Annotated in this window: 16 protein-coding genes; all 16 read left to right on the forward strand. The window is 46.8% G+C overall.

Going from position 1 to position 15,684, the window contains the following annotated elements; genetic code table 11:
• The first annotated feature begins 75 nt into the window (after nucleotides 1-75).
• On the forward strand, nucleotides 76-795 hold the full coding sequence (locus B3R91_RS04155; protein ID WP_286796594.1) for a BRO-N domain-containing protein: 720 nt from the start codon (nucleotides 76-78) through the stop codon (nucleotides 793-795).
• A 293-nt stretch (nucleotides 796-1,088) separates the two neighbouring features.
• On the forward strand, nucleotides 1,089-1,475 hold the full coding sequence (locus tag B3R91_RS04160) for an HK97-gp10 family putative phage morphogenesis protein (protein ID WP_286796595.1): 387 nt from the start codon (nucleotides 1,089-1,091) through the stop codon (nucleotides 1,473-1,475).
• Nucleotides 1,476-1,487: 12 nt separating this feature from the next.
• On the forward strand, nucleotides 1,488-1,856 hold the full coding sequence (locus B3R91_RS04165; RefSeq protein ID WP_286796596.1) for a hypothetical protein: 369 nt from the start codon (nucleotides 1,488-1,490) through the stop codon (nucleotides 1,854-1,856).
• 30 nt (nucleotides 1,857-1,886) lie between these two features.
• Nucleotides 1,887-2,318 carry a hypothetical protein gene (locus B3R91_RS04170; protein ID WP_286796597.1) on the forward strand — a complete coding sequence of 144 codons (432 nt, stop codon included), beginning with the start codon at nucleotides 1,887-1,889 and terminating at the stop codon, nucleotides 2,316-2,318.
• Between the two features lie 103 nt (nucleotides 2,319-2,421).
• Entirely contained in the window at nucleotides 2,422-2,778 is a 357-nt protein-coding gene (locus B3R91_RS04175; protein WP_286796598.1) for a hypothetical protein, read from the forward strand.
• A 77-nt stretch (nucleotides 2,779-2,855) separates the two neighbouring features.
• Nucleotides 2,856-3,140 carry a phage tail assembly protein T gene (locus B3R91_RS04180; RefSeq protein ID WP_286796599.1) on the forward strand — a complete coding sequence of 95 codons (285 nt, stop codon included), beginning with the start codon at nucleotides 2,856-2,858 and terminating at the stop codon, nucleotides 3,138-3,140.
• A gap of 15 nt (nucleotides 3,141-3,155) precedes the next feature.
• A complete protein-coding gene (locus B3R91_RS04185) occupies nucleotides 3,156-6,452 on the forward strand; it encodes a phage tail tape measure protein (protein ID WP_286796600.1) in 3,297 nt (1,098 codons plus the stop codon).
• 60 nt (nucleotides 6,453-6,512) lie between these two features.
• On the forward strand, nucleotides 6,513-6,851 hold the full coding sequence (locus B3R91_RS04190) for a phage tail protein (RefSeq protein ID WP_198328381.1): 339 nt from the start codon (nucleotides 6,513-6,515) through the stop codon (nucleotides 6,849-6,851).
• An 8-nt stretch (nucleotides 6,852-6,859) separates the two neighbouring features.
• Nucleotides 6,860-8,326, forward strand: a complete 1,467-nt coding sequence (locus B3R91_RS04195) for a hypothetical protein (protein WP_286796601.1) — start codon at nucleotides 6,860-6,862, stop codon at nucleotides 8,324-8,326.
• Nucleotides 8,327-8,351: 25 nt separating this feature from the next.
• Nucleotides 8,352-8,735: a four helix bundle protein gene (locus B3R91_RS04200; protein ID WP_286796602.1), complete on the forward strand. Its 384-nt coding sequence runs from the start codon at nucleotides 8,352-8,354 to the stop codon at nucleotides 8,733-8,735.
• Between the two features lie 277 nt (nucleotides 8,736-9,012).
• A complete protein-coding gene (locus B3R91_RS04205; RefSeq protein ID WP_286796603.1) occupies nucleotides 9,013-10,080 on the forward strand; it encodes an RNA-directed DNA polymerase in 1,068 nt (355 codons plus the stop codon).
• On the forward strand, nucleotides 10,043-10,366 hold the full coding sequence (locus tag B3R91_RS04210; RefSeq protein WP_286796604.1) for a hypothetical protein: 324 nt from the start codon (nucleotides 10,043-10,045) through the stop codon (nucleotides 10,364-10,366). Before B3R91_RS04205 ends, B3R91_RS04210 begins: the two co-directional genes overlap by 38 nt.
• Before the next feature lies 1 nt (nucleotide 10,367).
• Nucleotides 10,368-11,201 (forward strand): phage minor tail protein L, encoded by an 834-nt coding sequence (locus tag B3R91_RS04215; protein ID WP_286796605.1) that lies wholly within the window; start codon nucleotides 10,368-10,370, stop codon nucleotides 11,199-11,201.
• A 9-nt stretch (nucleotides 11,202-11,210) separates the two neighbouring features.
• Nucleotides 11,211-11,960: a C40 family peptidase gene (locus B3R91_RS04220; RefSeq protein ID WP_286796606.1), complete on the forward strand. Its 750-nt coding sequence runs from the start codon at nucleotides 11,211-11,213 to the stop codon at nucleotides 11,958-11,960.
• A gap of 7 nt (nucleotides 11,961-11,967) precedes the next feature.
• The gene (locus B3R91_RS04225; protein ID WP_286796607.1) at nucleotides 11,968-12,522 is read left to right on the forward strand and encodes a tail assembly protein; all 555 of its coding nucleotides are present in this window, start codon (nucleotides 11,968-11,970) and stop codon (nucleotides 12,520-12,522) included.
• Nucleotides 12,522-15,684 (forward strand): host specificity protein J (locus B3R91_RS04230; protein WP_286796608.1); only part of this gene is annotated, 3,163 nt, incomplete at its 3' end. The genes B3R91_RS04225 and B3R91_RS04230, both read left to right, overlap by 1 nt.

The following is a 15,684-nucleotide window of genomic DNA, read 5'->3' on the forward strand; positions in this document are numbered from 1 at the left end:
CCGTTCTACTTGACGGTTTCGAACCTCTCGGCGCCCTATTTTGGGCAAATTCGAAGAAATAAGTAGGAGTTCATCATGAACACATTAACATTCAACGGTAATACCCTTACTACTATCAACCAAGCTAATCAAATTTGGCTAACGTCTGCTGATGTAGCCAAAGCTCTTGGGTATAAGAGCACTCGTTCCTTAACCAATCTTTATAACGCTAATTCAGACGAGTTCTCGGCTAACATGACCGAGGTCATCGAGTCAGTGACCTCGTCGAAAACAAAGGGCTTGAAGGTAAAAACCCGCATATTTTCATTGCGTGGCTGTCACTTACTGGCTATGTTTGCCCGTACTGATATAGCCAAGGCTTTTCGCGTTTGGGTGCTCGATATACTCGACCGCGAAACAAAAACAACACCACGTCAGCGGACGCCACTGCGCCAAGCCTGTGACCGTCTCGCTGTTGGTAATATGTTGGTCAGTGATGCTTATAAACTGGTAAGCAATCATTATAATGTCGAGCATATCGACCAAATACCGGAAGCCAGTCTGCCGGAAGCGGTTGCCTTTGTTTACAACATGATACTCATGAAGCAGCAGGCAAGTGCTAAAAATACGCAATATGTGAATGACATGTATGCAATCGGCAGCAAAAGGGTTGAAGAAACCCGCCATGCTATCGGTGTGATAAAAAAGGCACTGGCATCGCTGGACTGCGGTATTGAAGTCGTCCGGCAGCACAATGAAACGCAGTTTAGTGTGTTTGAAGGCCTGAAAAGTCAGACTACGAGAGAAGTAAGGTAACTCAACAAACTAAAAAATATTTAAAGAAACCTCAATCAGTAATGATTGGGGTTTTTTATTATTCAAAGCAAAACCCCGAAGCTGGCAGGCTATCGGGGTTTTTGTATTTACGCCTAACGCAAATAGGAATAAATCATAAATGAATTTTAACATAGATTTAAACGGAGTGCTGACTAAGATGCTAGACAAATACGAAAGCTCGAAGACAGTAAGACATCTAATCAACTCATTGGTTTTTATATTGTTTTTGTTTGTCTTAGGTGGGTTTATCCAAGCTATTAAGTGGTGGTGATATGAGCATAGATTTTAGAATAGAAGGTTTAGAGCATCTTGAAAGCCAGTTTGACAGACTTGCGGAAACATCCAAAAAAAAGGTAATGATGAAAGCTTTAAATGCTGGCATTGCGCCCATCAAAAAAGAAGCCAAGGCCAATGCGCCAGTAGATAAAGGCGTCTTAAAAAGTCAGATTCGCTCTAAGCAAATGCGCCTAACTGCCAAACCTGCCGTCGGTATCTATGTGTCGGGCAAAGCGTTCTATTGGTACTTTATAGAAAACGGTACGAGCAAAATGGCCGCCGCGCCGTTTCTGCGACCTGCAGCAGACAGCAAGCACGAAGAAGGCGTCGGCAAGTTCAAGGAAAAACTAAAGGCTGAGATTGATAAGGTAATGATCGGCTAAAAGGAATCTTCGATGAAAGCGAGTGAAGTGATATACAGCAACCTTGGGCCGCTATTTGATAGCAATGTATGGCCGCTTGTCAGACCAGAAGGTGAAAAAGGACTGCCTTACTTAGTCTATACCGTGCTTAATACCAACGCGACCAACGTAATATCAGGCTACACAGGGCGCGAAATGGCATATCTGCAACTGGATGTTTATCACAACAATTATGACGGCTGCGAGGATACTACCAATGAAATGATTCGAATACTCAACCAAAACGTAAAACCCTTTCATTATGACAGCCGCCGATACATCTATGACGAAGAAGGCAAGCTATACCGCCAAAGTATCGAATGTCATATTTGGCAAACCAACAAACAAACCCCAACCCCATAGCAGCCGCTATATCAAAACAAGGAAATGATCATGGCCGTATCAACCGATGGCTTAGTAAATACCCAATATACATGGGAGATTGCTACTGATGACGTACCAACGTTTAATAAAGTAGAGTTTCTCAATAAAATGGATATGCCTAATCTACCCAAAACAGTGGTAGATGTAACCCCAAGTGATGCAACGCACACCATCAATGCGGTCGCAAACTTCCGCGAAACAGGTGAGTTGCCGTTTACGCTTTACTATATGCCGACAGATCCGCAGCACATAGCGCTTAAAGCTGCTTTCAATGCTGGTACCACATTTAAAAATAAGATTAAGTTTGTTGATGCTGCAGGCGAAGGTTTTGCGTTCGACGGCATGCTCAAAGAATTTAATCTGGTCGCTGAGCAAAAAGACATGCTAAAAGTCGAAGGCGTGTTGGTTATTAGCTCTGACGTTACTGCTGTTACTCCATAGTACTAATACAACCTTGCTAGTAAAAAAGGCGTAAGAAGCTAAAAGCTCTGCGCCTTTTTTATTGCCCATAAATTATTTTTATAAATCATTCAAGGATAAAAACATGTCAAAGCCAGTCGCTAAAAAGAAAGTATTGAGCAAAGCAGATTTTATGCAGCTAAAAACCAGTGTGAAGTCTGTAGAAATTCCTGAGCTTGGTGAAGTATTTATCAAGGTAATGACTGCTGCTGAGCGTGAAGGCTTAGAGCGTCATATGCAAAAAGAATCAAAAAACAACGGCGTACGCGCTGTGATATTTATCTACTCAGTGTGTGATGAAAATGGTGTTTTAGAGTTTAACGATGACGACTTGGAAATGGTCAAAAACTTTCCGTCTGCCATTGTGTCAAAAGTATTCGACGCATCAAGCGACATCAACGCCCTGCAACCAGAGGCAAAAGAAGAAGCTGCAAAAAACTAATAGCCCACCCTCTACGTGCTTTTAAATTTCGACTTGCTGCTCACCTGGGAAAAACAGTTGCCTGGATTGATGACAATATGACATCAAAAGAGCTAACTGAGTGGCAAGCATTTTATGAGTATGTAGAGCCGTTCGGTGGGAAGTTTTTAGATATACAGTTTGCCACTTTGCGCAAGCAGAATTATGGCGGTGAGGAGCAACTAAGCGTTAATGACTTTATGCTGTTTGATTATAGCTTGCAAACGCCTGAACAAAAAGAACAGCAACGGATACAAGACGCCAAACAGCAAGCACAAGCTCAAGCAGCCGCGCTAAAAGACTTTTTTAAATCAAAAGTCAATCAGCAGAACAATCACAATTAATCATAGGGTGGCGATATGGCGTCGGTATTAAGTAGAATCCAAATCATTATGGAGGCTAACACAGCCAGATATAATAATGAGATGAGGCGGGCGCGTGAAAACTCAAGTACCACTTTTTCTGAGATAGGTAAAAGTGCCAGCAAAGCAGCTTTAGTTGTGGGCACAGCGCTGGCAGGTATGGGCGCCTTATCCATAAAGACAGCCATGTCGTTTGAAAGCTCGATGGCTGAGATTGATAAAACCGTAGAGTTTACTTCAAGCAATGGCTTGGCAAATATGCGTAAAGAGCTGCAAGCACTGACAACACAGATACCGCAAACCTTTGAAGAATTGGCAGCTGTTACCGCTACCGGCGGTCAGCTGGGTATTGCAGAAAAAGACTTGGTTCACTTTACTGAAGTCATGGCAAAGATGGGTGTTGCTTTCGATATACCAGCGCAGCAAGCCGCCGATAGTATGGCGAAAATCGCTAACGTATTTCAGATACCGATTGCCAATATTGACCGTCTGGGCGATGCGATTAATACGCTATCAAACAACACTCCTGCCACCGCCGCCCAGCTCATTGATTCACTACAACGTGTTGGCGGTGTCGCTAAAGTCTTTGGCTTGTCAGAGGACGCAACGTTAGGCTTGACCGGCGCATTGATTGCCATGGGTAAGCCTGCCGAGGTTGCATCAACTGCTGTTAACTCGTTATTAACTTCATTTTCTACACTGGACAATGCCACCAAGTCTCAATTAATCGGCTTTGAACAGTTGGGGTTAAATATTGATGATTTTAGTAAGCTGGTCGCAACTGACGGCAAGCAAGCTATTATCACTTACTTGGAGGCTATCAATAAGCTAGAGCAGTCAAAACGAATCGGCACAAATGCCTTAATTATCGGTAAAGAGTTTGGCGATGATATAACGATGCTCGCAGGCAGTGTCGGCGTACTCGAAAATAACTGGGCAATGCTTGGTGAGACTGCTAACACAACCAAAGAGTATTTTGGCTCAATGGATATTGAGTTTAAGAAAATCAGTGCAACGACTGCCAATAAAATGAAGTTATTTAAGAGTAACATCGATGGAGTGGTCGCTAGTATCGGCGAGGCATTTATACCTGCATTAAATGAATTGCTGCTAAATATGACCCCTATGGTCGCAACCATTGGCACATGGGTGTCTGCTAATCCCGAATTGATACAACAAATCACCCTTGTTGGCGGATCATTAATTGGCACAGTGTTAGGTCTAAAGCTAGCAGTTGATGGGTTTACGGCAGCAAAGACTACTGTTGACGGCTTGAAGTTAGCCTACGCTGCATTAGGCACTACGATGGGCTTGACAGTGCTAGGCCTTGGCATATTGCTTGCGACTGGGGCCTTAGTGTATCAAAACTGGGATGAAATAAAACGTGTCGTTAGTGAGAATCAACCTGCTTTTATTGCGCTAGGCGTAGCAGTAAGTGCGCTCACAGTGGCTTTGGTTGCAGCAAATGCGCCATTGATACTATTGAAAGTACAGGCAGCAGCGGCAGCGGTGCAAGCAGGTGTAATGACTGTGGCAACCGCAAGTTGGTCGGTGGCGGCAGGTGTAGGGGCCGCAGCAACTTGGACGTTCAATGCTGCACTAGCTGTTTTAACCAGTCCAATCCTTGCGGTGGTCGCGGCCATCGCCTTAATCGCGACTGGTGGCTATCTAGTTGTTAAAAACTGGGCTGCTATCAGTGCTGGGCTTAACGCTGAGTTTAATAAGATAAAAAGCTATGTCTTGAACACGGTTGCGACTATGCAAGCGGCTTGGGATAGAGGTGTGGCCAACACTCGTGGCGCAATTATCAACATCAAAAATACCATCGTAACTACGCTAAAAGAATTGCCTGGTCGTATGCTGCAAATCGGTAAAGATATCGTTAACGGTTTGATTAACGGTATCAAGCAAGGCGCAAGCGGTGTTGCTACTGCAATCGGCAGTATGGCATCAAGTGCAGTCGCTAAAGCCAAAAGTGTGCTGGATATTCGTTCGCCCTCACGCGTTATGAAAACAGTAGGGGAGCAGACTGCGCAAGGTATGGCAGACGGTATCAAGAAAGGCAAAAAGGCAGTCGTCACTGAAGCGCAAAAGATGGCGGCCGATGCGGTAAAAGCTGTACAAGATGGTGTTGCAAGTCTAAAGCGTGAGATTGCATTGTTTGGCAATGATAGCCCAATTGCTGCGCTTAAATACGATATTAGTGTCGGCAAGTTTGGCGCTGCTGATACCAGCCAACTGATGTCATTAACGCAAACCAAAGAGCAATTAGAGTTAACTAAGAAGCTCGCTGATGCCAATAATTCGGTGCAAGACAGTATCGATGGACTTATCAAGCAGCAAGCCTTGTTTGGTAATAACAGCTCGCTTGCTGCGCTCATGTATGATATTGAGCACACCGAGAAATACAAAGGCATCAATGAAGAATTGCTTGAAGTGCTTAAAGAGCAAACGCGGGCTTACGAGCAGCTGGGCATGACCGCGAAAGCGACTGACGCTATCAGGGCACGCTTTGCAATACTAGAAAAAGATAGAGAAAAATCTAGCGAAGCGCTAAAAGGTATGCTTGGCGGTATCGAGCAAGAAACGCCGTTGGGTAAAATACAATCTGACTACGAACAGCGATTGGAGATAGTGCGCCAATTTGAGCAGCTGCATACCGACGAAGTGCAAAGAGCGTCAGAAGCGAGAATGGCAGTCGAGCAGAGCTATCAAGATGCTAAGCGCAACCTAATGCTAACGCAAAGCGAGTCTTTGTTTGGTGATTTGGCAGGCATGGCCAAATCTTTTGCTGGCGAGCAATCAGGTATCTATCGTGCGTTGTTTGCAGTGGAGAAAGGCTTTGCTATTGCGCAGTCTGCAATGGCTATTCAGCAGTCTGTCGCCAAGGCAATGGCTGTTGGCTTCCCGCAAAACATACCTATTATCGGTCAAGCGGTTATGCAGGGCGCTGAGATTGTTAGTAACATCAAGTCAATTGCTATGCCTGTTGGTCAAGCGCATGACGGTATTGCATCCGTACCGCGCGAAGGCACTTGGGTGCTTGATAAAAATGAGCGCGTAGTAAAGGCTGATGACAACAAAAAGTTAAGCCGCTTTTTGGATAATAGCGAAGGCAGCAAACCTAATATCAACGTCAACGTAACCGTATCAATGGACGGCAATTCAAACGTCGAATCAAACAGTGCATACGGCAAACAAATCGGACAAGGACTAGCAGCTGTCGTCGTCAGTGAAGTCAATAAGATGACCCGACCAAACGGCACGCTCGATAGATTGTACGCAAAACGGTAATCAACCTATCTCAATCAACCAAAAGCCCACTACTCAGTGGGCTTTTTAGTGGGCAAACCTATGATAAAAACATTTCCTTGGCAGATGGATATGGGCGCGGTTGCTGACAAACAGTATCGCGTGAACAAAACACAGTTTGGCGATGGCTATGCACAGCTGTCATCTATTGGCATTAATAACACAACCAAAAACTGGTCAGGCACTAAGACTGGCGCACTTGATACCGTTATCAAACCTATTGAAGCGTTTATCGATGAGCACGCAGGCGCCAAGCCTTTCTTATGGACCGACCCGCACGGCAACACCAAACAATATACCTGCGCCGGTGTATCGATACCGCAGCGCAAAGGCGATCATTGGCAAATCACGCTCAACTTTGAGCAGTTTAATAATACTTAAGGATTGGTATGCAAATACAAAAAATAAACCTTGGCGCTCTGCCTAACGGCATCGGCGGTGACAGCGCCCGAACCAGTAATGGCAAGGTTAACGACAATTTTGATGCGGTAGCAGCTGAATTTACAGACGTCAAAGCCTTGATACCTAAAGTGACCTCTGAGCTTGGACAATCGACAACGACAGCGATATCACAAAAGCTGTTTACCGATACAGTCATTCCGACGTTCGAGGACATTGGCGTTGCGGGATCGATATCATTTGGTATTGGCATTACAACCAACCTACCGCCTGGCATGTCAGAGATGGAAGGCACGCGCATCAAGGGTCACAGTAATTACGGCAACTATCAATATAGCGATGGCTCGGTGATGTGCTATGTCCCCATGTTCTATTACCGCTGGGGACATGCAAGCAATCCTAATTATGCAACTCACGGTCTTAATTCATGCGATGTTAAGTCAAAACAAGCATTCGCAAGCATTGCAGCGGCACAAAGTGCAGGTTACGCAATTCATCGCGCTTTTTATGACGATGGCAAATTAAAAGACGGCTTCTTTGTTGACAAATATCAAGCGAGTAACAACGCAGGCAAAGCAAGCTCTATCAAAAATGGCATCCCATTATCATCCGCCGCCGCTAACTCCCCGTTCAGCGCACTAACTGGCTCACCTGCCAACAATTTAGCCGGGTCGATTGATGCTGTCAAAACCCGTGGCGCAAGCTTCTTTCCAACGACCATCTTTATCCAGCGCGCGCTATCGTTGCTGAGCATGGCTCATGCGCAATCAGCAACGAGCACAGCGGCATGCGCTTGGTACGATGCAGCTGGTGTAACCAATTACCCTAAAGGCTGCAATAACAACGCACTGCGCGACGTAAACGACACGAGCGTTATCTATGAAGAGACCGGCTACTTAACAGCGGGCAAAACAGGGTCAGCAAAACCATTTGCCAAGACCACGCACAACGGCCAGCACAGCGGCGTTGCAGACTTAAACGGCAATATGTACGAAGTGGCTTTAGGGTTGACGCAGACAGACGGTAATTTTTACATCTTAAAAACCAGTGCTAAAGCGTCAGCACTCACAAGCGGGGTAACGCTTGCGACCGACGCGTGGGGCACTGCTGCAATGACCAAAAGCTATGACTCGCTAGGTGCAAGCTATGGTGAACTCACAGGCGAGAGTCGCAGTTTTGCCATCGGCTCGACAACCAAGCAAGTATTCTCAAGCGCCAACAGTGGTCTGGCTTGGTCGGCATCCTGCGCAGGCATACCACAACTTGGCGGCTCAGATGGCACCAACATATTTGGCAACGACCGCTTCTACGACAATCGAGTTGAGCACTTGTGCCCGCTTGTGGGCGGCCACTGGAGCCACGGCACGGATGCTGGTGTCTGGATGGTCGGTTGCCACAATTCTCGGACGAACAGCAGCCACAGCATCGGTGTCCGGGCGGCCTTGTACCCTGTTTGACTGAGCGATAGCGAAGGAGTTTGAGTTGGCAGTAGACAGCGAGTCAAATTTAGATAAGAAGTTCATTCAAACGATGAAGCTTTTAAATATCTATCTTAACCATTTCCCAAGCCATGAGAAGCATGGCTTGGCGCTTAAAATAAGACAAACCGCTTACGAGATGTATGACTACATCGTCGAAGCGCAAAAGCGTTATCACAAGAAGACGACGCTTACCAATTTAGACATCAAGCATGAGCAGCTCAGAATGCAAGTTAGGCTTGCGTTCGAGCTGTCCTATTTCGGTCATCCAAAGACCGAAAAGGTGTCTGTGCAAAAATTAAATGCCAAACGTTATCTTGTGATATCAGCAAGTATCGATGAGATCGGCAAGATAATCGGCGGTTGGATTAAATCACTAAAACAATAAGGTGCTCCAAAAAAGGGAGACGTCTTAATATGTGCCCGATTGTGGGCGGCAACTGGAACAACAGCACGAATGCTGGTGTCTGGATGGTCAATTGCAACAATTCTCGGACGAACAGCAACAACAACATCGGTGTCCGGGCGGACTCGGCATCACCTAAATCGGCAAGCTGCCGACTGGTGCCAAGGGAGACGTTTTCCTGCTTTAAGCAAAATCGGTTTAAACCCGTCTTTCTAGTAGCGCAAGCGAAAGTCAGACGGGTTCTTTTTTAAGGATTGTTATGAAAAGGGTTGGTAATTTATACGAATCCGTAGTCTCAGCCGAATCATTATGGGACGGCTATTTGGGCGCAAAGAAAAGCAAAGGTGGTCGACGTGGGTGTTTTCAGTTTGAAAAAAGCCTAGGTCGCGAGCTAAATGAATTACAAGAAGAGTTGGCAAACAAATCCTATAAGCCAAGACCCTATTTTAGATTTGTGGTATATGAGCCAAAAAAGAGGGAGATATATGCCCCAGCATTTAGAGATTGTGTTGTGCAATATGCAATCTATTTAAGAGTTATGCCAATATTTGATAAAACCTTTATAGACCAGTCGTTTGCCTGTCGCACCGGACTTGGGACACACAAAGCCGCCGAGTATGCGCAAGACGCGCTCAGAAGAGCCGGCCCCAATACCTACACGCTACAATTAGACATAAAGAAGTTCTTTTACAGCATAGACAGACCGACTCTCAGAAAATTGTTAGAGAAGAAGATTAAGGATAAGCGCTTAGTCGATTTGATGATGCTGTTTGCGGACTATCCCGAACCCAAAGGCATACCAATTGGCAACCTACTCTCGCAAATGTTTGCGTTGATATACATGAATCCTGTAGACCACTATGCCACACGAGTGTTGAAACCAGCAGCTGGGTATTGTCGTTATGTGGATGACTTCTTATTGTTTGGCTTGACCCGCGCGCAAGCACTGAAGTACAGAGAATTGCTGACAGATTTTGTAGAAAATGAGCTCAAATTGACCCTATCACGATCAACGATAGCCAACACTAAAAAAGGTGTTAATTTCTGTGGCTATAGAACCTGGCGCAGCGGCAGGTTTATTAGGAAGCACAGCTTATACAAGACTAGAAAAGCTGTAAGGGCCAATAAACTGGAATCTGTTATATCGCATCTTGCGCATGCCTCAAAAACCCATTCACTGCAACATCTACTAAATTATACGGAGCAACAAAACCATGGCTTATATTGTGAGCTACCAAAAATTTATCACCAAAGACACTACCAAGCAGTTGGACGCTCCGGAGGGATCAGTGGAGTTATGTACAATCGATGGGGTGACGTATGTTAGTGTGCCTGATGACGCGGACTTGCCCATCAATCAGCCGGATGAGATTGCAGATACAGTACAAACAGTAGTAATGACTGACGAGCTGCGAGCGCGAATTAAATCGCACTCAACGCATGTGCAGCTCATCGATGATCGCGTCAAAGCAAAGATTGCTGAGCGCTATAGTATTACTGATGAGCTTAAGCAGTTACGCAGCGCACCATCTGACGAATTTGATGTGTATGCAGAGTATGCAGAATCATGCCGTACATGGGGCCAAGAACAGAAATCAATGCTGGGGCTATAACATGCTTTCATCTGACCTACAAAAGCTAACGGTCACAGGGCTTGTCACACTATATGAATTAGATGCTACCAAGCAAGGCGGCGGCATATTGCGATGGCACGGCCATGTGAGCTTTGAAGACTGGCGCAAGTTATTTGAGTGGGCCGGTAGTACTGAAACACTAGCGGGCGACACTACAGTCTTGGCTGGTACCGACTATACACAAAGTCCTACAGAGACTGATTTTTTTAGAAACATCATTTGGCAAGGTCAAAAATACACTCCGGTTGCCATTCAAACCGATGGGCTTGAGATTCGAGGCGATGGCAGTCCATCTACGCCGGCACTTGTCATTGGCAATAACATCGATGGTATTAATGGCGCAGTCACGGCGTTGTGCGCCTTTTACGGCGACTTTGTTGGCGCAGAGCTCCGCGTCATCCATGTCCTAGCAAAATATCTCGACGCCGCAAACTTCGGCGCAGGTAACCCAACAGCTGATAGTCAGCAATATACTGACCAGTACTGGACCATCAATCAAAAGACCCACGAATCGCTAAGCGACCAAGACAGCTCAGTGGCGTTTGAGTTATCAACCCCGCTGACAGCGCAGCGCAAGATGATACCTAGTCGCACGATTACTAAGTATTGCGACTGGGCGGTTAAAGGTAAGTATCGCGGCGAGTCATGCGGCTACACAGGTGCCGCCATGTTTACTGAGGATGGCAAACCAACCGATAATCCCGCGCTAGATAAATGCGGCGGTTGTCTCAGCGATTGCAAGCTGCGATTTGGTGAGCATGAGCCACTCTCGTTTGGTGGATTCCCAGCCGCATCGATGTTGGGCCGAAGATAAGGAATAAGTATGTATATTTTAAAAGAAGCACGCGAAGCCATAATCAATCATGCTGCCGCTTGTTATCCCAGAGAATCTTGTGGTGTGATTGTTAATCGCACCTATATCGAATGCGAAAATATTGCTGATAGTGAAAATGAGTTTGTTATCAGTCCGCGCGATATCGTCGCCGCTGAGGCGTTCGGTAAAATAGAAGCGATTGTACATAGCCATCCTGACGGCTCAACCAAGCCCAGTACGTTTGACCTTTTGCAGATGCCACTACACGGGCTGCCATGGGTGATTGCCAGCTACCCTGAAGTAGACATCAAAGTCCATAAGGCCAAACCATATAGCGCACCATTGATTAATCGTGAGTATATCCACGGCGTACTGGACTGCTTTAGTATCGTGCGTGATTACTATGCCCGTGAGCTGGATATTGAGATTGATAACTTTGAGCGACTGGACCGCTGGTGGGAAAACGCCGCTAACGCGGATTTATATGTCGATAACTTTGCCTCACAAGGCTTTGTCCAAGTCGATAACTTGCAGCGCCACGATGTCATCTTATGCCGTGTGCAACCAACCGCGCATGTTAATCATGCTCTTATCTATCTTGGCGACGATGGCCAATTAACCTCAGAGAAGTCAGAGGCAGTGATTGGCGATCACTTAGTATTACATCATCCATACCGCCGCCGCTCGCGCCGCGAGATTTACGGCAATGTCTGGCAAGAGCGCAGCGCGATCATCGTGCGCCACAAATCATTAATGTGAGGTAATCATGCTTCGACGCATCGAGCTACACGGCATCTTAGCCGAAAAATTTGGCAAGTCATTTGAGTTTGATGTGGCGTCGCCCCGCGAAGCGTGCGAGGCGCTGAGCTATCAAGTCGATGGCTTTAGAAGATTTATGATGACCGCACACGAGAGCGGTCTTTTTTTCGCCGTATTTAATGATGATAACAACATTGGCGCCAATGAAGTCGAGATGAAAACGGGCGCAAAAGTCATTCGTATCGTACCTAAAATCACCGGCGCAGGCGGCGACGCAATGGGCTGGATTCAAGTGATTGCCGGCGCTGCGCTCATTGGCTTCAGTGGCGGGAACCCCGCCATGATTGCAGCCGGTGCTGGTATGTTGCTAGGCGGTGCCGCAACACTACTTATGCCTCGACCTACTATCACTCCGCAAGACCCGGATGGCAACAAACCAAGTTATGCCTTTGGCGGTGCTGTCACTACCATAGCAGAGGGTAACGTCTTGGCGTTAGGATATGGCCGCTATCACTGGGGTGGCTCTGTTGTTAGTCTAATGATCGTCAATGAGGATACGTAATGTCATTATCAGCAATCAAAGGCGCAAAAGCCGGACAAGAAAAACCACACCAGCCCTCTATCGCCAAAGACGATATCGCATCTATCAGCAAAGTAAAAATCTTATACGCACTCTCTGAAGGCGAAGTTAAGGGCCTAGCTAATGGCGCTGCCAGTATTATGCTAGACGGTACGCCATTACTTGATAGCGCAGGGCAGCCAAATTTTGAAAACGTAGAGTGGGAAATACGCAACGGTACGGTTGACCAGACACACATCGCAGGGCTGCCAAGCCTTAGTAGTGAGATTGGCATTGGCACAATATTGCGTAGCGGTACGCCGTGGATTCGCACCATTACCAACACCCAGTTATCTAGCGCCAACGTCAATGTGTCTTGGGCGCGACTCAGCGAAACCACTGACAAATTTGACGTTATTGGCACCAAAGTTGCTTATGCAATTGACATCCAAACTGATGGCAATGGCTATGTGACGGTACTCGATACCAGCATCAAAGCCAAAACATCTGGTCGCTATCAGCGTACGCACAATATAAAACTGCCCGAAGCACAGCAGGGCTGGCAGATTCGTGTGCGTAAAATCACTGCTGATGGCGATAATGAGCGCAAGTTCAATCAGATGCAAATTGACAGTATCGCTGAGATTATCGATGCAAAGCTACGCTATCCGCATACCGCATTGCTATACCTATCGTTTGACGCCCGCGCTTTTAGTAATATGCCTAAAATGACGGTTGATATGTACGGCCGCTATCTCAAAGTGCCCGTCAACTATGACCCTGTTAGCCGAACCAGCACAGGTATTTGGAATGGTACGTTTAAAACTGCGTATAGTAATAACCCAGGCTGGGTATATTACGACCTCATCACCAACGACCGTTACGGCTTGGGTGAGCGCCTAAAGCCATTTATGATTCATAAGTTTGCCATTGCTCATATCGCGCGTATCTGTGATGAGCCGGTCAGCGATGGTAAGGGTGGTACTGAGCCGCGCTTTACTTGCAACCTATACTTGCAAGTCGCTGAGCAAGCGTACCAAGTCTTGCAGCACATCGCCGCCATCTTTCGCGGCATGAGCTTTTGGAATGGCGCGCAGATTATTTTAGATGCAGACACACCCCGCGACGTAGATTATGTCATCACCCGCGCAAACGTAGTCGACGGGCAGTTCAACAAAAGCGGTACCGCTATCGATGACCGTCATACTCTCGCGCAAGTAGCATGGTCAAACCCAGAAAACAACTATGAGACGGACTATGCAATGGTGCGCAATGAGCGTGCGATTGCAAAATATGGCATCAATCCACTTGAGATGCCAGTCGTCGGCTGCACCAGCGAGGGGCAAGCATATCGCGCAGGGCTGGCAGCTTTACTGTCTGAGCAAAACCGCACACAAACCGTCACATTTACGATGGGGCTGGACGGCTCACTACCGACCGTCGGCAACCGTGTTGATATTGCAGATATGATGTTCACTGGTGTTAATAACGGCGGGCGCATATCAGCAGTTAATGCAAACCGTACCGTCATTACTGTTGATCGTGATGACATCCCTGCAACCACTGGCGACAGATTAAGCGTTAACTTAGAGTCTGGCCGCGCTCAAACGCGTGAGATATTAAGCGTATCCGGACGCAATATCACAGTAAAAACACCATTTGACCCAGTTGCAGCTGAAAATGTCTGGGCAGTTGATAGCGATGAGCTACCAACCATGTCATTTATCGTGCTATCAATCACAGAAAACGAGGATAGAACGCAATACACGTACACCGCACTGCAATATGACGCAGGGCTCTATGCGCAAATCGACAATGGCACCATTATTGAGCCGCGCCCACCAGCACCGCCGTTTAATCCGTATATCATCCAAGCACCGGATAGTGTCACGGTGTCATCACGTAACCGCGTAGTACAAGCACAAAACGTCACCACATTTGTTATTGTGTGGGACCAAGTTAAAGACGCGGTTGCATACGATGTTGAGTGGCGTAAGGATGACGGCGACTGGATTAAACTACCTCGCACTGGCAACATCTCTGTCGAGATTGATGGTGTGTATAGTGGTAATTACATTGCTCGTGTGAGCGCAGTGTCTGCATTTGATGCAGTTTCTAAGCAAACCACGTCAATGCTTACCGCCATCACCGGCAAAGCTGGTAAACCACCAAAGCTGCTAGCGCTAAAAGCAATTGGCTTGCTCTTTGGTATGCAGCTTGATTGGACATTTAGCCCAGGCAGTGACGACACGGCTTATACAGAGATACAAGTCGCCTCTGCACCTGATGTTAATGTCGCAACCCTGGGTCAGTTTGCATACAGTACCGATACTCACACGATTAACGGACTGCAAGGCGGATTGACACAGCACTATCGTGGTCGCATCGTCGATAAGCTTGGCAACACCAGCGACTGGACGACTTGGGTTAGCGCGACAACAGACCAAAGTGCTGACAAAGTGCTGGACTTAATCCAAGGTCAGATAACCGGTAGCAGCCTCGATCAAGCCCTAACTAGCCAGATTGATAAAATTGCAGTGAATGAAACTGCAATTATTGCCGCCAACAAAGCTATCGCTGCAGAAACGCAAGCTCGCATTGATGCAATACTAGCAGCTAATGACGCTATCACTGCTGAGCGTGACGCGCGGACCGCCGATATTTTAGATGCAAATAACAAAATTACCGCAGAGCAGCAAGCGCGTACCGCCGATGTTTTAGCTGCCAACGACGCTATTAGCACAGAACAACAAGCTAGGGTCGCCGAAATTTTAGCAACGAACAATGCAATAAATGCAGAAACGCAAGCCCGTATTGATGCAATGCTAGCAGCTAACGATGCTATCACTGCTGAGCGTGACGCGCGTATCGAGGGGTTGTTGGCAGCTGAGGAAGGTATTACTACAGAAACGACACAGCGCAAAGCCTCTGACGAAGCATTAGGCAAGCGCATTGACACAGTCATTACTAAGACTGATGGGAATACGGCTGCCATACAGACCGAAGTTACTGCCCGCACCGATGCCGACACCGCACTATCAAGTCGCATCGATACTGTGGTGGCTCAAAGCGACGGTAATACGGCGGCTATCAGCAGCGAAGTAACAGCGCGTACTAATGCTGATAGCGCACTCTCTACTCGTATTGATACGGTGTCATCTAAAA

Source organism: Psychrobacter sp. UBA6291 (assembly GCF_002439405.1).
GTDB classification, from domain to species: Bacteria; Pseudomonadota; Gammaproteobacteria; order Pseudomonadales; family Moraxellaceae; genus Psychrobacter; species Psychrobacter faecalis.